This is a genomic window from Stutzerimonas marianensis (genome assembly GCF_022810315.1).
GTDB lineage: Bacteria > Pseudomonadota > Gammaproteobacteria > Pseudomonadales > Pseudomonadaceae > Stutzerimonas > Stutzerimonas marianensis.
Genome location: NZ_JALGRD010000001.1, coordinates 656,696 through 681,982 on the forward strand (window position 1 = coordinate 656,696; position 25,287 = coordinate 681,982).

Annotated in this window: 27 protein-coding genes; 16 read left to right on the forward strand and 11 right to left on the reverse strand. The window is 65.1% G+C overall.

The genetic code is table 11. The features are described from left to right. Positions 1-35: 35 nt before the first annotated feature. From MST27_RS02845 to pbpG, 3 genes are all read right to left on the reverse strand, one after another. A complete protein-coding gene (locus MST27_RS02845) occupies positions 36-218 on the reverse strand; it encodes a hypothetical protein (protein WP_243604485.1) in 183 nt (60 codons plus the stop codon). A gap of 50 nt (positions 219-268) precedes the next feature. Then, positions 269-2,338: a maltose alpha-D-glucosyltransferase gene (gene treS, locus MST27_RS02850; protein WP_243604486.1), complete on the reverse strand. Its 2,070-nt coding sequence runs from the start codon at positions 2,336-2,338 to the stop codon at positions 269-271. 153 nt (positions 2,339-2,491) lie between these two features. Continuing rightward, a complete protein-coding gene (gene pbpG, locus MST27_RS02855; RefSeq protein WP_243604487.1) occupies positions 2,492-3,436 on the reverse strand; it encodes a D-alanyl-D-alanine endopeptidase in 945 nt (314 codons plus the stop codon). 322 nt (positions 3,437-3,758) lie between these two features. Here pbpG and MST27_RS02860 point away from each other — a divergent pair, with 322 nt between their 5' ends. Together MST27_RS02860 and MST27_RS02865 are read left to right on the forward strand one after the other, a co-directional pair. Beyond that, positions 3,759-4,070 (forward strand): glycine zipper domain-containing protein, encoded by a 312-nt coding sequence (locus tag MST27_RS02860; RefSeq protein WP_243604488.1) that lies wholly within the window; start codon positions 3,759-3,761, stop codon positions 4,068-4,070. Between the two features lie 12 nt (positions 4,071-4,082). Further along, on the forward strand, positions 4,083-4,694 hold the full coding sequence (locus tag MST27_RS02865) for an NAD(P)-dependent oxidoreductase (RefSeq protein ID WP_243604489.1): 612 nt from the start codon (positions 4,083-4,085) through the stop codon (positions 4,692-4,694). Between the two features lie 15 nt (positions 4,695-4,709). Here the strand turns inward: MST27_RS02865 and aroE are convergent, their stop codons facing one another. After that, positions 4,710-5,534, reverse strand: a complete 825-nt coding sequence (gene aroE, locus MST27_RS02870) for a shikimate dehydrogenase (RefSeq protein ID WP_420864210.1) — start codon at positions 5,532-5,534, stop codon at positions 4,710-4,712. 148 nt (positions 5,535-5,682) lie between these two features. Beyond that, a complete protein-coding gene (gene hemF, locus MST27_RS02875; protein WP_243604491.1) occupies positions 5,683-6,600 on the reverse strand; it encodes an oxygen-dependent coproporphyrinogen oxidase in 918 nt (305 codons plus the stop codon). Between the two features lie 142 nt (positions 6,601-6,742). On the opposite strand from hemF, the gene MST27_RS02880 reads away from it, so the two are divergent. Next, entirely contained in the window at positions 6,743-7,720 is a 978-nt protein-coding gene (locus MST27_RS02880) for an NADPH:quinone reductase (RefSeq protein WP_243604492.1), read from the forward strand. A gap of 36 nt (positions 7,721-7,756) precedes the next feature. Here the strand turns inward: MST27_RS02880 and tsaC are convergent, their stop codons facing one another. From tsaC to MST27_RS02895, 3 genes are all read right to left on the reverse strand, one after another. Further along, positions 7,757-8,314, reverse strand: a complete 558-nt coding sequence (tsaC, locus tag MST27_RS02885; protein ID WP_243604493.1) for an L-threonylcarbamoyladenylate synthase type 1 TsaC — start codon at positions 8,312-8,314, stop codon at positions 7,757-7,759. A 62-nt stretch (positions 8,315-8,376) separates the two neighbouring features. After that, positions 8,377-9,474 (reverse strand): DNA-processing protein DprA, encoded by a 1,098-nt coding sequence (dprA, locus tag MST27_RS02890; RefSeq protein WP_243604494.1) that lies wholly within the window; start codon positions 9,472-9,474, stop codon positions 8,377-8,379. Positions 9,475-9,558: 84 nt separating this feature from the next. Next, positions 9,559-10,584, reverse strand: coding sequence for a LysM peptidoglycan-binding domain-containing protein (locus MST27_RS02895; RefSeq protein ID WP_243604495.1), 1,026 nt, complete (start codon positions 10,582-10,584; stop codon positions 9,559-9,561). Between the two features lie 148 nt (positions 10,585-10,732). Here MST27_RS02895 and def point away from each other — a divergent pair, with 148 nt between their 5' ends. The 9 genes from def (at position 10,733) to MST27_RS02940 (ending at position 18,863) form a co-directional block, all read left to right on the forward strand. After that, positions 10,733-11,239: a peptide deformylase gene (gene def / locus MST27_RS02900; RefSeq protein WP_243604496.1), complete on the forward strand. Its 507-nt coding sequence runs from the start codon at positions 10,733-10,735 to the stop codon at positions 11,237-11,239. Between the two features lie 54 nt (positions 11,240-11,293). Next, positions 11,294-12,223, forward strand: a complete 930-nt coding sequence (gene fmt, locus MST27_RS02905) for a methionyl-tRNA formyltransferase (protein ID WP_243604497.1) — start codon at positions 11,294-11,296, stop codon at positions 12,221-12,223. Between the two features lie 5 nt (positions 12,224-12,228). Next, positions 12,229-13,554, forward strand: coding sequence for a 16S rRNA (cytosine(967)-C(5))-methyltransferase RsmB (rsmB, locus tag MST27_RS02910; protein ID WP_243604534.1), 1,326 nt, complete (start codon positions 12,229-12,231; stop codon positions 13,552-13,554). A gap of 66 nt (positions 13,555-13,620) precedes the next feature. Next, a complete protein-coding gene (trkA, locus tag MST27_RS02915) occupies positions 13,621-14,994 on the forward strand; it encodes a Trk system potassium transporter TrkA (RefSeq protein ID WP_243604498.1) in 1,374 nt (457 codons plus the stop codon). Between the two features lie 319 nt (positions 14,995-15,313). Continuing rightward, the gene (ehuB, locus tag MST27_RS02920; protein WP_243604499.1) at positions 15,314-16,168 is read left to right on the forward strand and encodes an ectoine/hydroxyectoine ABC transporter substrate-binding protein EhuB; all 855 of its coding nucleotides are present in this window, start codon (positions 15,314-15,316) and stop codon (positions 16,166-16,168) included. A gap of 228 nt (positions 16,169-16,396) precedes the next feature. Continuing rightward, positions 16,397-17,056 (forward strand): ectoine/hydroxyectoine ABC transporter permease subunit EhuC, encoded by a 660-nt coding sequence (gene ehuC, locus MST27_RS02925; RefSeq protein ID WP_243604500.1) that lies wholly within the window; start codon positions 16,397-16,399, stop codon positions 17,054-17,056. Further along, positions 17,053-17,712, forward strand: coding sequence for an ectoine/hydroxyectoine ABC transporter permease subunit EhuD (gene ehuD / locus MST27_RS02930; RefSeq protein ID WP_243604501.1), 660 nt, complete (start codon positions 17,053-17,055; stop codon positions 17,710-17,712). Before ehuC ends, ehuD begins: the two co-directional genes overlap by 4 nt. Positions 17,713-17,720: 8 nt before the next feature. Then, entirely contained in the window at positions 17,721-18,536 is an 816-nt protein-coding gene (gene ehuA / locus MST27_RS02935) for an ectoine/hydroxyectoine ABC transporter ATP-binding protein EhuA (protein ID WP_420864213.1), read from the forward strand. Positions 18,537-18,554: 18 nt separating this feature from the next. Then, positions 18,555-18,863 carry a tetratricopeptide repeat protein gene (locus MST27_RS02940; RefSeq protein ID WP_243604502.1) on the forward strand — a complete coding sequence of 103 codons (309 nt, stop codon included), beginning with the start codon at positions 18,555-18,557 and terminating at the stop codon, positions 18,861-18,863. A gap of 100 nt (positions 18,864-18,963) precedes the next feature. Here the strand turns inward: MST27_RS02940 and MST27_RS02945 are convergent, their stop codons facing one another. The 3 genes from MST27_RS02945 to MST27_RS02955 form a co-directional block, all read right to left on the reverse strand. Further along, the gene (locus tag MST27_RS02945) at positions 18,964-19,236 is read right to left on the reverse strand and encodes a PilZ domain-containing protein (protein WP_243604503.1); all 273 of its coding nucleotides are present in this window, start codon (positions 19,234-19,236) and stop codon (positions 18,964-18,966) included. Positions 19,237-19,263: 27 nt separating this feature from the next. Then, positions 19,264-20,151 carry a lysophospholipid acyltransferase gene (locus MST27_RS02950; RefSeq protein WP_243604504.1) on the reverse strand — a complete coding sequence of 296 codons (888 nt, stop codon included), beginning with the start codon at positions 20,149-20,151 and terminating at the stop codon, positions 19,264-19,266. A 68-nt stretch (positions 20,152-20,219) separates the two neighbouring features. Then, a complete protein-coding gene (locus tag MST27_RS02955) occupies positions 20,220-20,783 on the reverse strand; it encodes a DNA-3-methyladenine glycosylase I (protein ID WP_243604505.1) in 564 nt (187 codons plus the stop codon). 135 nt (positions 20,784-20,918) lie between these two features. On the opposite strand from MST27_RS02955, the gene glyQ reads away from it, so the two are divergent. From glyQ to MST27_RS02975, 4 genes are read left to right on the forward strand one after another with little or no spacing between them, the layout of a single operon-like run. Continuing rightward, positions 20,919-21,866, forward strand: a complete 948-nt coding sequence (glyQ, locus tag MST27_RS02960) for a glycine--tRNA ligase subunit alpha (protein ID WP_243604506.1) — start codon at positions 20,919-20,921, stop codon at positions 21,864-21,866. After that, entirely contained in the window at positions 21,863-23,917 is a 2,055-nt protein-coding gene (gene glyS, locus MST27_RS02965) for a glycine--tRNA ligase subunit beta (RefSeq protein ID WP_243604507.1), read from the forward strand. The genes glyQ and glyS overlap by 4 nt, the downstream gene beginning before the upstream one ends. Beyond that, on the forward strand, positions 23,886-24,464 hold the full coding sequence (gmhB, locus tag MST27_RS02970) for a D-glycero-beta-D-manno-heptose 1,7-bisphosphate 7-phosphatase (protein WP_243604508.1): 579 nt from the start codon (positions 23,886-23,888) through the stop codon (positions 24,462-24,464). The genes glyS and gmhB overlap by 32 nt, the downstream gene beginning before the upstream one ends. Further along, positions 24,461-25,198: a lysophospholipid acyltransferase family protein gene (locus MST27_RS02975; protein WP_243604509.1), complete on the forward strand. Its 738-nt coding sequence runs from the start codon at positions 24,461-24,463 to the stop codon at positions 25,196-25,198. Before gmhB ends, MST27_RS02975 begins: the two co-directional genes overlap by 4 nt. Positions 25,199-25,287 lie beyond the last annotated feature (89 nt).

Consider the following 25,287-nt stretch of genomic DNA (forward strand, 5'->3'; position numbering starts at 1 on the left):
GGGCTTCGTCCAGCCAGGGGGTCCGACCGCGTTGCTCAGCCGTCCGGGTTGCGCTGCGCTTCGCTGGCACGCACGGCGGTCTGGGCCGCTTCCACGTCGTCGAGCAAGTACCGCTCCTTGCCCTGTTCATCGATGACGCGGAAGACCACCTCCACGCCAGGGCCGCGCAGGTGTTCGGGTATGTCATGGCCCTGGAGCTTGGTCACGCTGACAGGCATGGAGGACTCCTCGGGGTTGGGGCCTGGCCGGCGGGCGGCCAGGCGATCGATCAGAGCACCGTGGGCGCCGCGCTGACCACGCGCAGGGCGAGGCCTTCGTACGGGTCGAGATTGATCAGCATCTCGCCGCTTTCGGTCAGGTCGCCTTCGATGCTTTCGTGAATGATGTCGACCACCGGACCCGGCGCGATGCCGGGCAGGCTGATCGTCTCGCTGATGGCCTCGGCGCCGAAGTTGAGCGCGGTGATCTGCACACCTTTGCCCGCTGGCAGCTCGTGGACCATGACCAGCAGGCCCGGCGCCTGGACGTCGGGAATCATGATCTGCTTGCTGGCGGCGATGTCATAGGCGCGGCGCACGCTGAGGATGCGCTTGAGCTGACAGGCGAAGGAGCCCGGCTGCTGCAGCTGCTCGACCAGGCTGCCGTAGAGCGAGCGTGCCTTGGGCAGGCCTTCGGACGACGCCTCGGCTTCCGGCGCCAGGTCGGCCAGGTCGTAGGCGCCGCGGTGCAGCCAACGGGTGTCACCGTCGCCCATGAGGTGCTCGACCTGCTCGGCCTCAAGCGGCAGGGCGCCGACCAGGTCCCAGCCGGAGAGGGCGAACACGCCGGGCTGCATGGCGTTGAACATCACCAGCAGGATGTGCAGGCGCTGGATCTGCTCGATCTCCGCCGCGCCGAGGCTGCTCAGGTCACGGATGCCGAGCGCCGCGGTGATGACGCTGACCGTGGTGCAAGCCACGCCGTTGGTGACGAACTTGAGGTTGTAGGGCGCGTGCTCGCCGGTGAGGCGTTCGTACATTTCTTCGCGAATGTGCTCGCGCAGGATGCCGCCCGACAGCGTCTGGCCGTGGTAGTGGTAATGGTCGTAGGCGTGCAGCGTCCAGAAGTGCACCAGCTCGAGGGTCAGCTCGTCATGGTTCTGCATTGCGTGGATCAGCGAGGCCGGGTCGATGCCGAAGGCGTGCACCTCGCGCAGCATCAGGCGCAGGAATTCGGTGTCGCCGGTCACCAGCGCATGGTGGTACGCCGGCCGGGTGATGAAGTCGTAGGACAGGTCGGCACCGCCGTGGGACATGGCGGCGATGTCATCGATGGTCAGGTTGAGTTCCTGGAAGCTGAAGCCGCCGGCCTTGCGGATCGCCCCGGCGAGCAGCTGGTTGCCGGTGACCGACAGGGGATGACCTTCGGACCAGGCCGTGCCCTCGGCGCGGCGCTCGACACCCAGGAAGCCGTTGGCGTCCAGGCGCAGCACCCGGGCGCCCGCGACGTCGATCGCATGCAGCGCATCGCCGATGATCAGCTGCTGCGCGGCGAAGGTCGGGTCGAGCCAGTTCAGCGACGGCTGGCCTTCCTTGAAGTAGTGGAGGTAGACCCAGCGCCGACGCTTGCCGTCGACGCCGGTCACCACGCCCGTGGCGCTCCAGTCGGTGTCCTTGATGCCGGGCTCGAAGAAGATCACCCGCTGCAGCTGGCCGACGATGTAGTGCTTGTCCTTGAGCTGGTCGACCACCACCGGCGAGAGGTTTATCGAGTCGCGCCCCTTGGGCACATCCGGCAGCAGCGGCCAGTCTTCCTCGTTGATTTCGACCATGTGGTAGAGGCCGGGGTAGTCGCCGACGGCCATTTCGGCGAGGCGGAAATCGGCGCCCTTGCCGGTGTGTGCCGGCACGATGTCGTCGATGACGATGGCGTTATGCGCGGCGGCCATGCGGCTGAGCTGCAACATCTCGGCCTCGGTGCCGAGGTCGGGGTCGATGTCGAAACTGATACGGTCGAAATTGCCGTCGATGGTCGGCGTGTATTCACGCCCGCGCAGCCCACCGGAGCGCTTCATCGGACCGTTGTGGATACCCTGCACGCCCAGCTCGGACAGGGCGCTCCAGAGCCGATCGTCACCCAGCGCCTGGAGCACCGAACTCCCTTCAGGGGTGATGATGGCCGCGGGGTAGGCGGTGAACCAGACCGAGGCGATGGCGCTCGCGTCGCGCGGTCGCGCCTGCGCGTAGGGCCGCTGCCAGAGGCGCGCCTGACCTGCGTAGAGGCGTGCCCGTTCGCGGGCGACGTGAAGCATGGACTGGTTCTGCAGCCATTCGATGTAGGTGTTGTCCGGCGTGCTCATAACGACCTTCGATTCCCGTTGCGCTAAGGGCGAATGTAGTCGTTTGAGTCGCCTGTTCCGTCATCGTTGCATCGGGTTGCGCATTGCCGCCTGGCAGGTCGCTACGGCCAGCCGACGCCCGCGGGAGGCGCCGGGTCGGAGGGACGAGCGCCGTTACCGCGCCCCGGCCACCGCTGCTGCCGCGTCCGCGGGCTGCCCGGCCAGTTGCCGCTGGGCCATCTTTTGTTGCTTGTACGCCAGGGCAGCCGGCGCGACGGGGGTGACCTTGCCGGTCTCCAGCCACTTCTTCAGGCGATTGGCGTCTGCCATGTGGGTGTATTTGCCGAAGGCGTCGAGCACGACGAAGGCGACGTCGCGGCGATCCATCACGGTGCGCATCACCAGGCAATGCCCCGCGGCGTTGGTGAAGCCGGTCTTGGTCAGCTGAATGCTCCAGTTCGGCTTGCGCACCAGGGCATTGGTGTTGCGAAAGCCCAGGGTGTAGTTGGGCTTGCGGAAGGCGACGGTCTTTTCACCGGTGGTGCTGAACTGCTCGATCAACGGATAGGCCTGGCTGGCCTTGAGCAGCTTGACCAGATCGTTGGCGCTGGAGACGTTCTGCTCCGACAGGCCGGTCGGCTCGACGTAGCGGGTATGGGTCATGCCCAGCGCCTTGGCCTTGGCGTTCATCGCCTGGATGAAGGCCGCGTAGCCGCCCGGATAGTGATGGGCCAGGCTCGCCGCGGCGCGGTTCTCGGACGACATCAGGGTCAGCAACAGCATCTCGCGGCGGCTGATCTCGCTGCCGATGCGCACCCGCGAGTACACGCCCTGCATCTCCCGCGCATCGCGGATGGTCACTGGCAGGGCCTGGTCCAGGGGCAGTTTGGCATCCAGCACGACCATGGCCGTCATCAGCTTGGTCACCGAGGCGATCGGCACCACCATGTCAGGGTTGCTGGAATAAAGGATCTCGTTGGTTTTCAGGTCAACCAGCAAGGCACTGCCGGACGCCAGTTCCTGCTGAACGGAAACCTTGGGCGCGGCGAGGGAAACAGGGGATGACAGGGTGCTGCCGCAGACGAGCAGCAGGCTGAGAAGGGTATGACGTAGCTTCAAGACAGACACCGATGAATTGGCCGTTAAAAAAAGCGCCCTGTGGATCGGGCGCGCCGCGCAGTATACGCCAAGCGCTTCGGCGCCGATGGCGAGCGGCCGCGCGGCTGCCAGGCAGTGTAGAAGAACATCCGCCGACTCGCCTGGGCGGTCCTCTACGGTTATCGGCCACGCGGCGTTTGCCCGCAGGCGAGACGACAGGCGGGAACCCGGCGGCCTCTGACGGGTCCGCTGCTAGCAAGCCGAAGCCTGATCGCCGTGCCGCCGGCGCACCTTCGCCGCTTCGCAGAGTCCAACCTGCACACACATCGAGAGGGAGAACACCATGTCCCGCTTCAGCCGCCGACCCACCACTCGTGACGAGATCGAAAGCGAGATCCAGAACCTGATGAGCGCTCTGGACGATCTCAAGCAAGACGCCTCTCGCGAGTCGCGCCACCGCTTCAACGCCTTGCGCAGCCGCGCCGAATCGCTGTGGAGCGATGTCGACCTGGACGGCCATCGCGAACACCTGACCCGCCGTGGTCGCGAAGCCAGCCGCATGGCGCGCGACTGCGCCCGCGAACATCCGCTCAGCACCGTCGCCCTGGCCGCCGGCGCACTGGCGGTCATCGGCTACCTGGTCACGCGTCGCTGATCGTCTGCCGTCATGCTCAACGCCGAGACCCCCAGGCTCAAGTTCGCGCTCTATGGCGCCCACTCGAGCCTGGGCAACGCCCTGCTGTGTGAGCTGCTCAGCCGCCAGCACGAGGCCGTGGCGCTCGTCGATGACCTCAATTCGATGACCGTGCGCCCCGGTCTGCGGGCCAAGACCGGTGACCTGTTCGATGCGGTCAGCGTGTCGCAGAGCGTCGCCGGAATGGATGCGGTGATCTGCCTGTACGACAGCCCCTCCATCCCGACTGCCTCGGGCGAGGCTGCGGCGCACCAACCCCAGAGGTTCTACCAGGCGGTGGACGCCTTGCTCTCGGGGATGCCCAAGGTGGGAGTCGAGCGCCTGCTGCTGGTCAGCGACTTCACCGCGCGAGGCGATGAGGCCGAGGTGGTCGCGGCGCTACAGCGTCTCGCGGCGCATCCCTCGGCATGGACGCTGATCGATACACCCACCGCAGGCGAGGACCTGTCCATCGAGGATTTCGCCGGGCTTTCCGACCTCGCGCCGGATGACCGACGCGTCCAGCTGCGGCGCATTGCAGCAGGGCTGGTCGACGAGCTGGAACATCCGCAGCACCTTCACGAGCAGATCCGCCTGCGCCTCTGAGCCGCCGTCTCAGCCTCAGCGGGCCGCCAGCTCCGCGCGCAGCTTTTCCAGCACCGGACGCGTTTCCGGTCGCACACCCCGCCACAATTCGAAGGCCGCGCCGGCCTGCTCGACGAGCATGCCAAGACCATCGCGTGCCTGGGCGCCACGTTCACTGGCCCAGCGGCAGAAGGGTGTCGGCTCGGCGCCGTACATCATGTCGTAGCACAGGCTCTGCCCGGCTGCGATCAGCGTATCGGCGAGCGGTGGCAGGTCGCCACCGAGGCTGGCGGAGGTGCCGTTGATGATCAGGTCGAAGGGCCCCTCGAGCTGCGCGAAGGTACTCGCCCGCACCGGCCCGAGTTCGGCGAACGCCTCGGCCAGCGCGACAGCCTTGGCCGGCGTGCGATTGGCGATGACCAACGCTCTCGGGCGCTGCGCCAGCAGCGGTTCGAGCACCCCACGTACCGCACCCCCGGCGCCCAGCAGCAGAATCCGACGGCCTTGCAGGTCTTGAGCGGCGTTGTCTACCAGGTCGCGAACCAGGCCCACGCCGTCGGTGTTGTCACCCAGCAGTCGGCCATCGTCGAGCTTCTTCAGAGTATTCACCGCCCCGGCGCGCTGAGCCCGGGCCGTCAGCTGATCGGCCAGGCGATAGGCTTGCTCCTTGAAGGGGACCGTTACGTTCGCGCCGCTGCCGTGCTGAAAGAACGCCCGGGCAAAACCGGGGAAATCCTCCAGTGGTGCCAGCAGCGGCTCGTAGCTCAGGCACTGGCCGGTCTGTTCGGCGAACAGCCGATGTATCTGCGGTGACTTGCTGTGCCCGATGGGATTGCCGAAAACGCCGTAACGGTCCGTCAAGAAATACCTCCGCATCAAATTCGTTCTGAACGCGTCGCGAGGGCAGGCCAGGCGAGGCGAAAGCGGGTAGGGCGCGATTGAACTCGCACGCGAGTTTACTGCAGGAACCAAAGATACCGATCCCGCTTTCGACGCGGCGCCGCAACGTTCAGGGCAAATCGGCCAGCCAGTCGCGATCCTGCAGGAAATAGTCGGTCAGGCGCGCCTCGGGGGTGCCGGGCTCGGGATGCTTGTCATAGCCCCAGCTCACCAGCGGCGGCAGCGACATGAGGATCGACTCGGTGCGCCCGCCGGACTGCAGGCCGAACAGGGTGCCGCGGTCATAGACCAGGTTGTACTCGACGTAGCGCCCGCGGCGCAGCGCCTGGAACTCACGCTCGCGCTGGCCGAACGGCTTCGCCTTGCGCCGCTGTAAGATCGGCAGGTAGGCCTCGAGATAGGCGTCACCGACGGCGCGCATGAAGGCGAAGCTGGTCTCGAAGTCCCAGTCGTTCAGATCGTCGAAGAACAGGCCGCCCACGCCGCGCGGCTCGTTGCGGTGCTTGATGTGGAAATAGCGGTCGCACCATTCCTTGTAGCGCGGGTAGACGTCGGCGCCGAAGGGCGCGCAGGCGTCGCGGGCGACCCGGTGCCAGTGCACGCAGTCTTCCTCATTACCGTAGTAGGGAGTCAGGTCGAAGCCGCCACCGAACCACCAGACCGGCGCCTCACCTTCCTTCTCGGCAATGAAGAACCGCACGTTGGCGTGCGACGTGGGCACGTAAGGGTTCTCCGGGTGAATGACCAGGGAAACGCCGAGCGCCTCGAAACCCCGCCCGGCGAGTTCCGGGCGATGGGCGCTGGCCGACGGCGGCAGGCCGCTGCCGTGCACGTGGGAAAAGTTGACCCCGCCCTTTTCGATCACCGCTCCTTTCTCCAGTACTCGCGTGCGACCACCGCCGCCGGCGGGCCGGGTCCAGGCATCCTCGACGAAACGAGCACCGCCGTCCTCGGTCTCCAGCGCGGCACAGATACGATCCTGCAGATCGAGCAGATAGGCTTTGACGGCTTCGGTACGCTCGTTCACGAATTCACCTTGCAAGTGGTTGCGCTGCCGCCGACACGGCAGCCTGGAGGGCAGAAGGGCGGCAAGCATAGCATTCGGCCAATTGACGGATGCGCCCGGGAGGCGTTGGATAGGCCTCTTTGTGTCTACCTCAGGAGTCGATATGTCGCAGCGCATCCAATTCAGCCAGCACGGCGGACCCGAAGTACTCGAGCAGGTCGATGTGCCCGTCGTGGCTCCCGCCGCCGGCGAAGTCCGCGTTCGCAACCATGCGATCGGACTGAATTTCATCGACACCTACTACCGCAGCGGGCTCTATGTCCCGCCGAGCCTGCCCTCGGGCCTGGGCACCGAAGGCGCCGGTGTGGTCGAGGCGCTGGGCGAGGGGGTCGAAGGGCTCGCGGTCGGTGATCGCGTGGCTTACGCCACCGGCCCGCTGGGCGCGTATGGCGAGCACCACTACCTGCCGGCACGCCATCTGGTGAAGCTGCCGGACGCCATCAGCTTCGAACAGGCCGCGGCGGTCATGCTCAAGGGCCTGACCACCCAATACCTGCTGCGCCAGGTGCACGACCTGCAGGCCGGCGAAACGGTGCTCTTCCACGCAGCGGCGGGCGGCGTCGGCTCGATTGCCTGCCAGTGGGCCAAGGCCATCGGTGCGCGACTCATCGGTGTGGTCGGCTCTGCCGAGAAGGCCGAACGGGCGAAAGCCCTGGGCGCCTGGGCCACCATCGACCGCAACCGCGAGGATGTCGTGCAGCGCGTGCGCGAGCTGACCGACGGCAAGAAGTGCCCGGTGGTCTACGACTCGGTCGGCAAGAACAGCTGGGAGATTTCGCTCGATTGCGTGGCGCCGCGCGGCCTGCTGGTCAGCTTCGGTAACGCCTCCGGCGCCGTGACCGGGGTCAACCTGGGAGTGCTGGCCCAGAAGGGCTCGCTGTTCGTAACCCGCCCGACCCTGGCCGGCTATGCCGATACCGCCGAACGCCTGCGCGCCATGGCCGACGAGCTGTTCGCCATGATCGCCAGCGGCAAGATCGAGGTCGAAGTCGGGCAACGCTACCCGTTGGCGGAAGCCGCCGAAGCGCAGCGCCAGCTCGCCGCCGGCAACACCACGGGCTCGACTGTACTGCTGCCCTGATGTCGGCGACTGGCTGAGGACGATCACCGCAACCAGCTAGCTGGCGCGAATCAGCTCGCCGCTGCGCAGGTCACGAATGGTGCTGGGGTTGCGTCGTCCACCGAGACGGCCACCCAGGACCGCGTCCAGCTCGCCCGGGAAATACTGCTCGACGCGCAGGCGTGAGCGCGCCGAGGGCCGGCCGGCGGGGTTGGCAGAGGTCGAAACCAACGGCCCGGTGAAATCGCAGAGCCGGGCGACGAGCGGATGATCGGTGACGCGCAGCGCAACGCTGTCGTGCTGGCCGGTGATCCATTCGGGCAGTCGGTCGCGGTGCGGGACCAGCCAGGTGTTGGGCCCTGGCCAGCTGCCGGCCAGTCGATCCAGCCAACGCTCGGGCAGGTCCTCGAGCAGGAAGTCGAACTGATCAATGTGCGCAGCGACGAGGATCAGACCCTTTTCGACCGGACGCTCCTTGAGCGCCAGCAAGCGGTGCACCGCCTCGCCATCCCAGGGATCGCAACCCAGGCCCCAAACCGCTTCGGTCGGATACGCAATCACCCCGCCGCGCCTGACCACCCGGGCCGCCTGCTGCACACGCCAGTCCCCGACCATTTGCACCTCCGCTGAAGTTGATCGGCGCAGTGTACCCAAGCGCTGGTGGCCGCACAGCTCAGTCAGCGGGGGCGTGCCACCCACACGCCGTTTTCGCTCACCACGCGGCCGTCGATCTCCAACTCGGTCAGTTCGGCCAGAACGCTCGAAAGCGGCTGACCGGAAGCGGCGGCCAACGCCTCACTGCTCATCGGGGCGGCGTGCAGCTGGGCGAGCAACGGGTGTGACGGCGCCAGGGCTTGTGTGACGTTGTCCTCGTGCGGTGGGCTTTGTTGCCAGCCACGCAGGGCTTGCAGTACATCATCGACGCTCTCGACCAGCGCGGCCCCCTGGCGGATCAGCTGATGGCAACCACGCGCGCCGGGGTGATGGATGGAACCAGGTATCGCATAGACCTCGCGGCCCTGCTCGGCAGCCAACCGGGCGGTGATCAGCGAGCCGCTCGACGGACTGGCCTCGACCACCAGCACGCCCAGCGAAAGGCCACTGATGATGCGGTTGCGACGGGGAAAGTTGGCGGCCTGAGGCGCGCAGTCGAGCGGCAGCTCGGAGACCAGCGCGCCGCCGCATTCGACGATACGCGCGGCCAACCCGACATGGCGGCGCGGGTACAGGCATTGCAGACCGGTCCCGAGCACGGCAATCGTGCTGCCATCGACATCCAGCGCGCCCTGGTGGGCAGCGCCGTCAATGCCGAGCGCGAGCCCACTGGTAATCACGAAACCGCCGCGCGCCAGGCTCCGAGCGAATGCTGTGGCATTGTCCAACCCTGGCCGCGAGGCACGGCGGCTGCCGACCATTGCCAACTGCGGGCGCGCGAGCAATCCCGGGTCACCCGCAACGAAAAGCAGCGGCGGGGCGTCCGGCAACTCTTCGAGCAGTCCCGGATAGGTCGGATCGTCCCACATCATCAGGTGATGATCGGGCTGCTCCAGCCAGGCCAGCGCCGCCGCGGCACGCTCGCGGATCGCCGGGCTGCGACGCGGCTCGGCACAGGCAGCGGGCAATCCCAGCGCACGCCAGGCGTTTGCCGGTGCGCTGAGCGCGGATGACGCATCGGGAAAGGCACTGAGGAGCTTGCGAAGTCGGCGTGGGCCCAGTTCGGGCAACAGATGCAGGCGCAGGCGCGCCTCGAGTTCGGCAGGGGATACCGCAACCATCGGGAACAATCCTTTGTCTCGGAGCACCGCATCCGTGCAGTGCCTGTAGAAAGAACGAGCCCCGCATCAGCGGGGCTCGGTGGGTCAGGGATTACGTACCTTGTCCATTACAGCCAGCGAGCGGGTCGCCTGCAGGACGAGGCCGTAGCTGAGCTTTTCGTAAGCGCGGAAGACCATCAGCAGACCGGAGCGCTCGTCCGGAATCTTCACGTTCTCACCGGTGACCCGGTCGCGCACCGTTTCTCCGGTCTTGTAGACCGCGAGCACGTTGCCGATCTCCAGGCCGTCACGCGCGCCCTTGTTCAGGGTAACCACGTCGAACTGGCCGATCTGGGTCACGCCACGCGGGACGTCGAGGATCAGGCCTTCGACCTTTTCCTTGGGCTCGCTTGGCATGAAGGTGGAGTTCACCGCACGCTCTTCATTGGGGAACAGCCGGTCGCCGAGACGGGCCTCCTGGGTTACGCGGGTCAAGCGCAGAGTAGCGATGTCGTCTTCGACTTCCAGCAACTCGACGGAACCGATGTCGTCGGCATTGATGCCGAGAAATTCGCCGCTCTCCGGATCGACATAGGTTTTGCCCTGGCGGAACACGCCGTAGGCACCGACCTGCTGATCGAAGGCGCCGCGACCATAGATGCGATCACCGGCGCCGCTGATGACCCGCTCGGCATTGCCTGCGACGATATAGGGCGCCGATTCGAATTGCTCAGCCGTGTCGACGATGCGGTTGCTGAGCAGGAAGGAATTGATGGCTTCCAGCGGAATGGTGCTGATAGCCTCGGCCATCGGCGTGGTGCGTACGGTCGGGGAGAGCTTGATGGTGCCACGCGACGCGCCACGGTTGAGCGTCAGCCGCGGCTGCCCGTCGATGTAGACGAGGCTCAGCTTGTCGCCTGGATAGATCAGATGTGGGTTCTCGACCTGAGGGTTGGCATGCCACAGTTCCGGCCACTTCCACGGCTCACGCAGGAAACGACCGGAAATGTCCCAAAGCGTGTCGCCCTTCACCACGGTGTATTGCTCAGGATGGCCTTCCTTGAGCTCCACAGCGGCCTGAGCCATGCCGCCAACCGCCACCAGCAGCAGGGCGAGTAGTGATTTCCTCATGTGGTGAATCCCTTTATGATGTGCCTTCACGTAAAGCGCCCTAGCGCCGCAGAAACCCTTGTGGAAAGCGGCGTTAAGCCGTTTACAAGCTGCTCGGCATCTTAGCAGCGGCTTTTGACTTTATTCCATAAGTGCATCACAAACGCATATGGCAATCCTGAACATCCTTGAGTTTCCCGATCCGCGGCTGCGGACCATCGCCAAGCCGGTGGACGTAGTCGACGATGGCATTCGCCAGCTGATCGACGACATGTTCGAAACCATGTACGACGCCCCCGGCATTGGGCTCGCGGCGACGCAGGTCAATGTCCACAAGCGGGTCGTGGTGATGGATCTCTCCGAAGACAAGTCCGAACCGCGCGTCTTCATCAACCCCGAGTTCGAGTACCTGACCGACCAAATGGATCAGTACCAGGAAGGTTGCCTCTCGGTGCCAGGCTTCTACGAGAATGTTGACCGCCCGCAGAAGGTGAAGATCAAGGCGCTGGATCGCGACGGCCAGCCCTTCGAATTGATCGCCGAAGGCCTGCTTGCCGTATGCATCCAGCACGAGTGCGATCACCTCAACGGCAAGCTGTTCGTCGATTACCTGTCCAACCTCAAGCGCGACCGGATCAAGAAGAAGCTGGAAAAGCTTCACCGTCAGCAGGCTTGATCCTCTCCATCCAAAGGCTTGCGGCAGCAAGCCTTTTTTATTGACGAGTCCCCTATGCGCATCGTTTTTGCCGGTACGCCGGAATTCGCAGCCCAGCACCTGCAAGCCCTGCTCGACGCGAACCGCCAGGTCGTCGCCGTCTACACCCAGCCGGACCGACCGGCAGGGCGCGGCCAGAAGCTGATGCCGAGCCCGGTCAAGCAGCTGGCGCAAAGCCGCGGTATCCCGGTCTTTCAGCCATCGACCCTGCGCGCTCCGGAAGCCCAGGCAGAGCTGGCGGCGTTACAGGCGGATCTGATGGTCGTGGTGGCCTACGGCTTAATCCTGCCGCAAGCGGTCCTCGACCTGCCGCGGCTCGGCTGCATCAACAGCCATGCCTCGCTGCTACCGCGCTGGCGCGGCGCTGCACCGATCCAGCGCGCCATCGAGGCGGGCGATTCAGAATCCGGAGTGACCGTGATGCAGATGGAAGCCGGCCTCGACACCGGCCCCATGCTGCTCAAGGTGACCACGCCCATCTCCGCCATCGACACCGGCGGCAGCCTGCATGACCGCCTCGCCACGCTGGGCGCACAGGCGCTGGTGGAGGCCGTCGCGGCGCTGGAGGCCGGCACCCTCGTTGGCGAGGTGCAGGACGACGCCCTTGCCACCTATGCGCACAAGTTGAACAAGGAGGAAGCGCGCCTGGACTGGACCCGCCCGGCCGTCGAACTCGAACGGCGGGTGCGCGCCTTCCATCCCTGGCCGATCTGCCATGCTGGGCTCGATGACGCCACGCTCAAGGTTCACGCTGCGCGTGCGGCAGCCGGCCAGGGCACGCCCGGGCAGATCCTCGAGGCGAGCAGGGAGGGCCTGGAGGTCGCCTGCGGCGAAGGCTCGCTGCTGCTGACACGGCTGCAGATGCCCGGCGGCAAGCCGCTGGACTTCGGTGACCTGTTCAACAGCCGGCGCGAACAGTTCGCGCCGGGCAAGGTGCTGGTCTGATGGCGATGAATCCGCGCCTGGCCGCCGCCCGCGCCCTGGGCGTGGTGCTGGCAGGCAGGGCCTCGCTGGGCAGCAGCCTGCCCGAGGTACTGGGCAAGGTCGAGGCGCGTGATCGGGCCCTGACCCAGGACCTGGCCTTTGGCACGGCACGCTGGCAGCCACGCCTGGCCGGCCTCGCCGAGCGCCTGCTGCAGAAGCCCTTCAAGGCAGCCGACCGCGACGTCGAGGCGCTGCTGCTGATCGGTCTGTATCAGTTGTTCCATACCCGTATCCCGCCCCACGCCGCCCTGGGTGAAACGGTCGGCTGTGTGGACAAGCTCAAGAAGCCCTGGGCCAAGGGTCTGCTCAATGCGGTGCTGCGCAAGGCACAGCGCGAGGGCGAGGCTCTGTTCGCCGAACTCGAGCGCGACCCGGTGATTCGCTTCGCCCATCCGCGCTGGCTGCAAAAGGCGCTCAAGGCTCACTGGCCGGCGCATTGGGAAGCGATTTGTCAGGCCAATAACGCGCACCCGCCGATGATGCTCCGGGTCAATCGTCGTCAGGCCAACCGCAACGCCTATCTCGCCGAGCTGCAGGCCGCTGGCATCACGGCCCATCCATGCGCGTTCAGCGAGGACGGTATCCGCCTGGAGGCAGCCTGCGATGTCCACCAGCTGCCAGGTTTCGCCGAAGGGCGGGTCAGTGTGCAGGACGAAGCCGCACAGCTCGCCGCCGGCCTGCTCGACCTGGCGCCGGGCCAGCGGGTGCTGGATGCCTGCTGCGCCCCGGGCGGCAAGACCTGCCATATCCTCGAGCGCGAGCCGGCCCTCGCTGACGTCGTCGCGCTGGACCTCGAGCCCAAGCGGTTGCAGCGCGTCCAGGAAAACCTCGACCGGCTCCAGCTCGACGCCAGCCTGATCGCGGCCGATGCGCGCGCGACGGGGACATGGTGGGACGGCCGCCACTTCGATCGCATCCTGCTCGACGCGCCCTGCTCGGCCACCGGCGTGATTCGCCGGCACCCGGACATCAAGCTGACCCGCCAGGCCGACGACATCCCGCCGCTGGCGGCGCTGCAAGGCGAGATGCTCGACGCACTCTGGCCAACGCTTGCGGTCGGAGGCGTGTTGCTCTACGCGACCTGCTCGGTATTGCCGACGGAAAACCGCGAGGTCATCGAAGCGTTTCTGAACCGCACCCCCGGGGCACGCGAGCTGGACCTGCCAACGGGATTCGGTGTCGAGCAACCGCACGGTCGCCAGCTGCTGCCACAGCAGAACGGGCATGACGGGTTCTACTACGCCAAGCTGATCAAGATCGCGGCACAACCCGGCGGCCGGACAGGACGTTGATTCAGGTGGCGCACGGCGCCTCGGCAAAACAAGACGGGGCGAGATCCGCCTCTCAGGAGTGATCGCGTGAAGATCATCATTCTCGGCGCAGGCCAGGTCGGCGGAACGCTCGCCGAAAACCTCGCCAGCGAAGCCAACGACATCACGGTGGTGGACACCGACGCCGATCGTCTGCGCGATCTGGGTGACCGCCTCGACATCCGTACCGTGGTCGGCCGTGGTTCGTTCCCGACCGTGCTGCGTCAGGCCGGCGCCGACGACGCGGACATGCTGGTCGCGGTGACCAACAGCGACGAGACCAACATGGTCGCCTGTCAGGTCGCCTTCACCCTGTTCCACACGCCGACGAAGATCGCCCGGGTGCGCGAATCGGTGTACCTCACCCGTTCCGGGCTGTTCAGCAACGAGGCGATTCCGGTCGACGTACTGATCAGCCCCGAGCAGGTGGTGACCAACTACATCAAGCGCCTGATCGAACACCCCGGCTCGCTGCAGGTGATCGACTTCGCCGACGGCAAGGCCCAGCTGGTCGCGGTGCGCGCCTACTACGGCGGCCCCCTGGTGGGCCAGGAGCTGCGCCAGATCCGCAAGCACATGCCCAACGTGGACACCCGCGTCGCGGCGATCTTCCGGCGCAACCAGGCGATCCTGCCGCAGGGCGACACGGTCATCGAGGCCGATGACGAAGTGTTCTTCATCGCCGCCCGTGGCCACATTCGCGCGGTCATGAGCGAAATGCGCCGGCTCGATGACAGCTACCGGCGGATCGTCATCGCCGGGGGCGGGCACATCGGCGAGCGTTTGGCCGAGGCGATCGAGAGCCGCTACCAGGTCAAGATCATCGAGATGAACCCGGCGCGCTGTCGTTACCTGTCCGACACCCTGGACAGCACCATCATCCTGCAGGGCAGTGCGTCGGATCGCGACCTGCTCGTCGAGGAAAACATCAACGACGCGGATGTTTTTCTCGCGCTGACCAACGACGATGAAGCCAACATCATGTCCTCGTTGCTGGCCAAGCGCCTCGGGGCGCGCAAGGTGATGTGCATCATCAACAACCCGGCCTATGTCGACCTGGTGCAGGGCGGCGAGATCGACATCGCCATCAGCCCGCAGTTGGCGACCATTGGCACCTTGCTGACCCACGTGCGTCGCGGCGATATCGTCAGCGCGCACTCGCTGCGCCGGGGCGCCGCCGAAGCGATCGAGGTGATCGCTCACGGTGACGCGCGTTCGAGCAAGGTGGTCGGCCGCGCCATTGGCAAGATTGCGCTGCCGCCCGGCACCACCATTGGCGCGGTCATTCGCGACGAAGAAGTGCTGATCGCCCACGACAACACCGTGATCGAGTCCGGCGACCATGTGATTCTCTTTCTCGTCGACAAGCGCCAGATTCGCGACGTCGAGCGCCTCTTCCAGGCTGGCCTGACCTTTTTCTGAAGCACCAGGCCGGTCGCCGTTCAAGGCGATCGGCCCCTACCCCTACCATCCCGCGGGATTTTCGCTCCGCTTTTTTTGCCGCTCGATCGAGACAAATCGGCTCAGATGCCGTCTACATTTCCGTTAGGCGCTCAGCTTTTGTATGCTCGGGCAGATCGGCCGTGCGGCGCTCCTCGAACCGGGGCGTTGTCACAATGCGCTCAGAGGCGACTGGCGACACCGTCTCTGCCAGCGTTCAGCCGATGCACTCACCCCGGCAACCGCCTCCTAGAACAAACGAATCCGCGTGCGGATATCCAAGGAAACCAGGAGAGACACCATGAGGAACATCAGCATCTCACCCATCGCCCGGCTACTGATCGGGTGCACCGCGCTCGTCGGCGCCACGATCAGCAGCCTGACCCAGGCCGATACCCTGGACAAGATCAAGGACAGCAGCAGCGTCCGCATCGGCTACGCCAACGAAACCCCCTTCGCCTACACCGCCACCGACGGCAGCGTCACCGGCGAGTCCCCCGAAATCGTCGAAAAGATCTTCCAGCGCATGGGCGTCGAGAAGATCAACCCCGTGCTCACCGAATGGGGCTCGCTGATTCCCGGCCTGCGTGCGAGCCGCTTCGACCTCATTGCCGCGGGCATGTACATCACACCGGAGCGCTGCAAGCAGGTCCTGTTCACCGACCCGCACTACCAGTTGCAGGACACCCTCCTGGTCAAGGCCGGCAACCCGAAGAAGCTGCGCAGCTATGAAGACATCGCCAAGGACGAGACGGCCAAGCTCGCCATCATGTCCGGCACCGTCAACCTGAACTATGCCCGCAAGGCCGGCATCAAGGACTCCCAGATCGTCCAGGTTCCGGATACCACCTCCCAACTGCAGGCCGTGCGCACCGGCCGCGCCGACGCCGCCGTCGGCACTCAGCTGACCATGAAGGGTCTGGCCGAGAAGGCGGGTGACGGGGTCGAAGCCACCACCGACTTCAAGGACGATCCGGCCAATACCGGCTACGGCGCCCTGGCGTTCCGCCCAGAGGACAAGGCTCTGCGCGATGCGGTCAATGCCGAGCTGAAGAAGTGGCTTGGCAGCGACGAGCACCTGAAGACCGTCGAGCCCTTCGGCTTCGATCGTTCCAACGTGACTGACAAGACCGCCGACGAGCTCTGCAGCGCCTGATGGCACCGAGGCGGCCGGCTCGGTCGCCTCGGATGAGTACCGCATGAATGACGACCGCCGACGCTCGCCATCCACCCGCCGTTGCATGCGCGAGGTAGGCGAGCCAGCGGCTGGCTGCAAGCTGCTCGGCCCGCGTGATGAGCAGCGCGCAGCCCTCCCGCCCGCGTTGCGCTGTCACCCGTGGGCGTTTCCAGCTCCGTCCGGCACGGAGCCAACCGGAAAACCATGATGAACGAACTCTTACCCCTATTGCTGCAAGGTGCCTGGGTGACCATGCAGGTCACCTTTTTCGGCTCACTATTGGCAATCCTGGCCGCGCTGGTCGGCGCCTTCGCCCGATTGTCTCCGATTGCGCCGCTGCGCTGGCTGGCCATCACCTACATCGAGCTGTTTCGCGGCAGCTCGCTGCTGGTACAGCTGTTCTGGCTGTACTTCGTCTTGCCCATGCCGCCCTTCAACGTGGAAATGAGCGCCTTCCAGGTCGCCGTGATCGGGCTCGGCCTGAACATCGGCGCCTACGGGGCCGAGGTGCTGCGGGGCGCGATCCGGTCCGTTCATGAGGGCCAGTACGAGGCCTGCCTGGCCCTGAACATGACGCCCTGGCAGCGCCTGCGCCGGGTGATCCTGCCACAGGCGCTGCTGGCGGCGATCCCACCGGGTACGAACCTGCTCATCGAGCTGCTGAAGAACACGTCGCTGGTGTCGCTGATCACGCTGTCGGACCTGGCCTTCCGCGCCCGCCAGCTTGACCAGGCGACCCTGCAGACGCTTGAGATCTTCGGCCTCGCGCTGGTTATCTACTTCGTGCTCGCCCAGTTCATCAACTTCGGGATGCGCACCCTGGAACGCCGCCTCGCCCGTGGCCGCATGCGGGGAGGCTTGTCATGAATTTCTTCGATTGGGATTTCGCCCTGCAGATCCTACCCAGGCTGCTGGACGCCTCGCTGAAGACCATCGGGATTACCCTGGCCGGCTTTTCCATCGCCATCGTCCTGGGGCTCTTCCTGGCGGTCGGGCGGCGCAGCCGGCAGCCCTGGTTGTCGTGGCCGGTAACCGGCGTCATCGAGTTCATCCGCAGCACGCCGTTGCTGATCCAGGTGTACTTCCTGTTCTTCGTGCTGCCCAATTTCGGCATCAACCTGTCGGCGCTGCAGGCTGGTATCGCCGGCATCGCGCTGCATTACGCCTGCTACACCGCCGAGGTCTATCGCGCCGGGCTGGATGCAGTACCGCGCGCCCAGTGGGAGGCGGTCACGGCGCTGAACATGAAGCCGCTGACCGCCTACCGCAAGGTGATCCTGCCGCAGGCCCTGCGCCCGATCATGCCGGCACTGGGCAACTACCTGATCTCGATGCTCAAGGACACGCCCGTGCTGTCGGCCATCACCGTCGTCGAAATCATGCAGCGAGCCAAGAATATCGGCTCCGAGCATTTCCGCTACCTCGAGCCGATCACCATGGTCGGCCTATTCTTTCTAATCCTCAGTCTTGGCCTCGCCTGGTTGGTGCGGCGCCTGGAAAACCGTATGGAGCTAGCCCGATGACCCTGTCCATGCCAGCCGGTGCGCCGGCCACCGATACCCCCCATGAAACGGAGGTGATGGTGCAGTTCCGAGACGTGAGCAAGCATTACGGCGAGCTCACGGTGCTCAATCACCTCGATCTGGAGGTCCGCAACGGCGAGAAGGTCGCGATCATCGGTCCCAGTGGCTCCGGCAAGTCGACCCTGCTGAGGGCGCTCATGACATTGGAGCAGATCGACGACGGCGTCATCCTGGTCGATGGCGAGCCCTTGACCCACATGCCGAACAGCCAGGGCAAGCTGGTCCGAGCCAACGCCCGGCATCTACGTCGCGTGCGCGGCAAAGTGGGCATGGTGTTCCAGAGCTTCAACCTTTTCCCGCACATGAGCACGCGGCAGAACGTGATGGAGGCGCCCGTGCAGGTGCTCGGGCTGTCCAAGGCCGAGGCGCGCGAGCGGGCCGAGGAGCTCCTGGCCATGGTCGGGTTGGAGGACAAACTCGATCACTATCCCTCGCAACTGTCCGGCGGCCAGCAGCAGCGCGTCGCCATCGCCCGCGCCTTGGCCATGCGGCCGAAGGTGATGCTGTTCGACGAAGTGACCTCAGCGCTGGATCCGGAACTCTGCGGCGAGGTGCTCAACGTCATCCGCCGTCTCGGCGATGCGCACAGCCTGACCATGCTGATGGTGACCCATCAGATGGGCTTCGCCCGGGAATTTGCCGATCGCGTATGCTTTTTCAACGAAGGTCGGATCCACGAGCAGGGCACACCCGAAGAGCTCTTCGACAATCCCCGGGAAGCTCGCACCCAGGAATTTCTCAGCGCCGTCACCCAGGCCAGTTGACCGTAACCGGAGGCGTACATGCTCGAATCGCTGGAAAAGATGCTGGCCGCTGGCAAGGACAGCGCCATGCTGCGTTTCGGTCTTGGCAAGGGCTACCTCGATGCCGGAGACGCGCCCAGCGCAGCGTTCCACCTGCGGCGCTGCGTCGAGCAGGACCCCGGTTATTCCGCAGCCTGGAAACTGCTCGGCAAGGCGCACCAGGCCTCAGGCGATACCGCTAGCGCACGGCTGGCCTGGGAGCGGGGGCTGGTGGCTGCACGGCAACGAGGTGACAAGCAGGCGGAAAAGGAAATGCAGGTCTTCCTGCGCAAGCTGGACAGAGGCTGAGGGGCAGGGCAGCGGGATCGTCCAGCCGGCGCTGGGTGTTTCACCGACGACGGCTCCTCGCCCGTTTGCGCGGGGCTGAAGCCAGCGACCTCACGCCCCGCTAATCCGTCACGCGGAAACGCAGGCCCACGCCTTCGGCATCGACGCGCATCACTTCCATCTCCAGCACGGGTGCCGGGATCGGCAGATCCTGAACCTGGCCGCTGACGATCATGCCCGGCTGCAAATCAGCCAGTTGCGGATGTTTGACATAGACTCCGCCATCCGAGAGATCGCGGGTGTGGGCGAAGATTTCGCCAAAGGATTCATGCGTGATGCGGATGCGGCACTTCATCGGCGCGCGCGGGTGCTGTCGCTGATTCGGATTTCCCATGACTTTCCCTGTGCTTCGTTGACTGGATCAGTACCAGCGCGGCTCGCCCGCCGGACGTTTCTTGAACCGTTTCATGGTCCACATGTACTGGCTCGGCCAGGTGCGGACATAGCGTTCGACGACACCACTCATGGCGGCAACCGCAACGTCGACATCCTCGTCGTACATTGCGGGCGGCGCCGCTTCGAGGATCACCTTGTAGCCTGAACCGTCCTCCAGACGCAATGCGTGGAGAAACACCCCGACCGCCTTGCCTCCAGTGAGCATGCCAGGCACGAACTTGCTGGTCAGCGCCTGGGTCGCGAGGAAGGGCACGAACACGCCTGCGCCTTCGCTCGGCTCCGGATCCGCGGGAATGCCGACGGCGCCGCCGCGGCGCACTTCCTTGATCACGCTGATGATCCCTTCGCGCGTGGAGGGCGCGACCTTGTTGCCGAGTTGCACACGTTGGCGCTGGAGCAGATCGTCCACCGCCTTCAGCTTGGGCGGGCGATAGAAGATGATCGGCTTGCATTGCGAGCAATAAAAGTGATTGAGCACTTCCCAGTTGCCCAGATGGCTGGTGATCCCGACCACGCCCTTGCCGGACGCCAGCGCCTGTTCCAGCACCTCGAGCCCTTCGACCTCACGCACCAGGCGCAGCGTCTTTTCGGCCGGCCAGATCCAGGCACAGGCACTTTCGGTAAACGTCTTGCCGATCTGCTTGAGGCTCTGGCCCAGCAGCTGCTCGCGTGCCGCGTCGTCCAGTTCGGGGAAGCAACGACTCAAGTTGGTCCGGGCGACCTCGCGCGAGCGGTTGGGCAGTTTCCACATCAGCCACCCGATCAGTCCCCCGAGCCGCTGCACCGCTGACCAGGGCAACAGTGCAAACAGGCGCAGAAAACCGACAATCAGCGCTCCTTTGAACCTGTCCAAGGACATCTCCCCACCATCCAAAACGGCAAGTGTAACCGCTTCGCGCGCTCGACTCTCGCCCGGCGCCGCTAAGCGCTTGCGTCGGCGGAGAGTGCGCGATAGCGGTCGCAATCGAGGGTATGGTCCATGACCATGCCGCTGGCCTGCATGAACGCGTAGCAGATGGTCGGCCCGACAAAACTGAAGCCGGCCTTCTTCAAGGCTCGGCTCATGGCCTGGGCTTCGGGGGTGATCGCCGGGATTTGCGTGATCGACCTGAAGTGGTTGATCTTCGGCTGGCCGCCGACGAAGGACCACAGCCACACGGCCGGCTCGTCCAGCTCAAGCCAGGCCTGCGCATTGCGCCGAGCGGCCTCGAGCTTGCGCCGATTACGGATGATGCCCGGGTCTTGCATTCGTTCGTCGATTTCGGCATCGGTCATCTGCGCCAGCCGCTGCGCATCGAAGCCGAACAGCACCTGTCGGTAGCGTTCGCGCTTCCTGAGCACGGTGATCCACGACAGCCCCGCCTGGAAGCCTTCCAGCAACAGGAATTCGAACAAGGCCTGTGGGTCGCGATTCGGCACGCCCCATTCCTGATCGTGATACTGGGTATACAGCGGGTCGTTCGTGCACCACGTGCAACGCGGCATGCTTCGGCTTCCTTGGCAGAGCGGGCAGGGCGCCCACCGGTGAAAACGCATCCCAGACGCCGGGCTGGCGCCGGGTTCGGGCTGTAATCGGGTATACTCCGGGGCTTTATGTCGAAGCCCAGCACAGGTGAAATTTTGACCCAGCCTACGCCTGCCGTGCGCACCTTCCAAGACCTGATCCTCGCCCTGCAAAGCTACTGGGCCGAGCAGGGTTGCGTCGTTCTGCAACCCTATGACATGGAGATGGGCGCCGGTACCTTCCATACCGCCACCTTCCTGCGGGCCATCGGCCCGGAAACCTGGAATGCCGCCTATGTTCAGCCTTCGCGCCGCCCGGCCGATGGCCGCTACGGTGAGAATCCCAACCGCCTGCAGCACTACTACCAGTTCCAGGTCGTGCTCAAGCCCAACCCGGACAATATCCAGGACCTGTACCTTGAGTCGCTGCGCCGGATCGGCGTCGACACCTCGGTCCACGACGTGCGTTTCGTCGAAGACAACTGGGAATCGCCGACCCTGGGTGCCTGGGGCCTGGGTTGGGAAGTCTGGTTGAACGGCATGGAAGTCACTCAATTCACCTATTTCCAGCAGGTGGGCGGCGTCGAGTGCTACCCGGTCACGGGCGAAATCACCTATGGCCTGGAGCGCCTGGCGATGTACCTCCAGGGCGTGGACTCGGTCTACGACCTCGTCTGGACCGATGGCCCCTTCGGCAAGGTCACCTATGGCGATGTCTTCCATCAGAACGAAGTCGAGCAGTCGACCTACAACTTCGAACACGCCAACGTGGACAAGCTGTTCGAGCTGTTCGACTTCTACGAGGCCGAGGCGAATCGCCTCATCGACCTCCAGCTGCCTCTGCCGACTTACGAAATGGTGGTCAAGGCCTCTCACACCTTCAACCTGCTGGACGCCCGCCGTGCCATTTCGGTGACCGCTCGCCAGCAGTACATCCTTCGCGTTCGCGCCCTGGCTCGCGCCGTGGCCCAGAGCTACCTGCAGGCGCGCGCCAAGCTGGGCTTCCCGATGGCCGCCCCCGACCTGCGTGACGAAGTACTGGCCAAGCTGGAGGCAGCAGAATGAGTGCACTGGATTTCCTTGTCGAACTCGGCACCGAAGAGCTGCCACCCAAGGCGCTGAGCAAGCTGTCGGAGGCCTTCCGTACCGGCATCGAAAAAGGCCTGAAAGAGGCGGGACTGCTGCATGCCCGGGTCCAGTCTTTTGCGGCCCCGCGACGCCTGGCCGTTCTCGTGCAAAGCCTGGAAACCGAACAGCCCGACCGCAGCGTCAACCTAGACGGCCCGCCGCTGCAGGCCGCTTTCGATGCCGACGGCGAGCCGACCCAGGCCGCCCTCGGCTTTGCGCGCAAGTGCGGCGTAGAGCTGTCGGAAATCGATCGCAGCGGTCCGAAGCTCAAGTACAACCGCACCATCCCCGGTGAAACAACGACCAAGCTGCTTCCAGGCATCGTCGAAAACGCGCTGAATGAACTGCCGATTCCCAAGCGCATGCGCTGGGCCGCGCGCAAGGAAGAATTCGTGCGTCCGACCCAGTGGCTGGTGATGCTGTTTGGGGATCAGGTCGTCGACTGCACGCTGCTGGCTCAGCGGGCCGGTCAGGAATCTCGTGGCCATCGCTTCCATAGCCCGGGCCCGGTGCGGATCTCCAAGCCGTCCAGCTACCTGGAAGACCTGCGCGCTGCGCACGTGATCGCCGATTTCGCCGAGCGTCGCGCCTTGATCGCCAAGCGGGTCGACGAGCTGGCAGCCGAGCAGAACGGCACAGCCATCGTGCCCCCAGCCTTGCTGGATGAAGTCACCGCGCTGGTCGAGTGGCCGGTTCCGCTGGTCTGCTCGTTCGAGGAGCGCTTCCTCGAAGTGCCCCAGGAAGCGCTGATCAGCACCATGCAAGACAACCAGAAGTATTTCTGCCTGCTCGATGCCCAGGGCAAGCTGCTGCCTCGCTTCATCACCGTGGCCAACATCGCCAGCCGTGATCCGGCGCAGGTCGTCGCAGGCAATGAGAAAGTCGTGCGTCCACGCCTGACCGACGCCGAGTTCTTCTTCAAGCAGGACAAGAAGCAGCGGCTCGAGAGCTTCAACGACCGTCTGAAGAACGTAGTCTTCCAGGCGCAGCTCGGTACGGTCTACGACAAGGCCGTGCGTGTCTCCAAGCTCGCCGCCTTCATCGCCGGCGACGTGCAGGCCAATGCGCAATGGGCGGCACGCGCCGGCCTGCTCAGCAAGTGCGACCTGGCGACCGAGATGGTGGGTGAATTCCCCGAAATGCAAGGCGTGGCGGGCTACTACTATGCGCTGAACGACGGCGAGCCCAACGATGTCGCCCTTGCGCTGAACGAGCAGTACATGCCGCGCGGCGCTGGTGCCGAACTGCCGAGCACCGAGACTGGCGCGATTCTCGCGGTAGCGGACAAGCTCGATACGCTGGTCGGCATTTTCGGCATCGGCATGCTGCCCACCGGCAGCAAGGACCCCTACGCGTTGCGTCGCGCCGCGCTCGGTGTGCTGCGTATCCTCGTCGAAAAACAGCTGGATCTGGACCTGGTCCAGGCCGTCAATTTCGCTATCGGGCAGTTCGGCAGCCAAGTCAAGGCAGCCGGCCTGGACGAGCAGGTGCTCGAGTTCATCTTCGACCGCCTGCGTGCCCGCTATGAGGACGAAGGCATCGATGTCGCGTCCTACTTGTCGGTCCGTGCCGTAAAGCCAGCCTCGGCGCTGGATTTCGACCAACGAGTGCAGGCGGTCCAGGCGTTCCGCCAACTGCCCGAAGCCGAGGCGCTGGCGGCTGCGAACAAGCGTGTCTCCAACCTGTTGAGCAAGTTCGAGGCGAAGCTGCCGGCGACCGTCGAACCGCGCTGGTTCGACAACGCGACCGAGTTTTCCCTGTACTCCGCGCTTCAGCAGGCCGAGCAGGCCGTTCAGCCGCTCGCCGCGGCGCGGCAGTACCGTGAGGCACTGGAGCGGCTTGCGCACCTGCGCGGCCCTGTGGACGCCTTTTTCGAGGCGGTGCTGGTCAATGCCGAAGATGCTTCGGTACGCGCCAACCGCTATGCATTGCTGGCCCGGTTGAGAGGATTGTTCCTTGGCGTCGCCGACATTTCCGCACTTGGCTAGACCGGTCAGACTGCTCGTCCTGGACCGTGACGGGGTGATCAACGAGGACTCCGACGCCTACGTCAAGAGCGTGGCCGAGTGGATCCCGATCCCCGGATCGATCGAGGCCATCGCACGGCTGTGCCAGGCTGGCTGGACGGTTGCGGTTGCGACCAACCAATCCGGCCTGGCGCGGGGCCTATTCGATGCCCGCACGCTGGACGACATGCATTTCAAGATGCAGCAGCTGGTGATGGAGCAGGGCGGTCGCATCGACCTTGTCGTGCATTGCCCGCATGGCCCGGAAGCCGGCTGCACGTGTCGCAAGCCGTTGCCCGGTCTGTTCGCGACGATCGCCGAGCACTTCCACCTCGCAGACCTCAAAGGCGTGCCGGTCATTGGCGACAGCCTTCGTGACCTACAAGCCGGAATGCAACTTGGCGGCGAGCCTTACCTGGTCAGGACGGGCAAAGGGCAACGCACCCTGGAAGGTACGCTACCGCCGGGTACGCAGGTGTTCGATGATCTGGCCTCGGTGGTGGACCACCTGTTAAAGGAGTCGCGATGAGTCTCGCTTATACCGTACGGATCGCGTTGTTCTATGCCCTGCTGGCCCTGAGCGCGCTGGTCTGGTGCCTCATATGCCTGGTCGTTGCGCCCTTCATGTCGTTCCGCGCCCGTTACCGTTTCGTGGTTCAGGCCTGGTGCCGCAATGCGGTATGGCTGGCCAAGACCATCATCGGTCTGCGCTATGAAGTCAGAGGACAGGAGAACATCCCGTCCACACCCTGCGTCATCCTGTCGAAGCATCAGAGCACCTGGGAGACATTCTTCCTCTCGGCTTATTTCGAGCCGTTGAGCCAGGTGCTAAAACGCGAGCTGCTGTATGTGCCGTTCTTTGGCTGGGCGATCATGCTGCTCAAACCCATCGCCATTGATCGCAACAATCCGAAAGCGGCGCTTAGGCAGGTTGCCAAGCAAGGCCAGGAGCGTCTAGAGCAGGGCGCCTGGGTGCTCATCTTCCCGGAAGGCACTCGAGTGCCGGTTGGGCAGAACGGCAAGTTCTCCCGCAGCGGCGCCGCCTTGGCCGCCAACGCCAAACTGCCGGTACTGCCAATCGCGCATAACGCCGGAAGTTTTTGGCCAAAAGCTGGCTGGGGCAAGCGACCCGGTACCATCCAGGTGGTCATTGGGCCAGCGATGCACGCCGAAAGCGAGGGGCCGCGCGCGGTTGCCGAACTCAACCAGCGCGCTGAAGATTGGGTCAATGCCGAGGTTCAGCGGCTCGAAACCCAGGCTTGACCACAGGCCTTGCCGACAAAAAAAGGGGAGCCAACCGGCTCCCCTTTTTCATGTCCGCCTGACTCAGTGCTGGACCGAACTGCGGATCA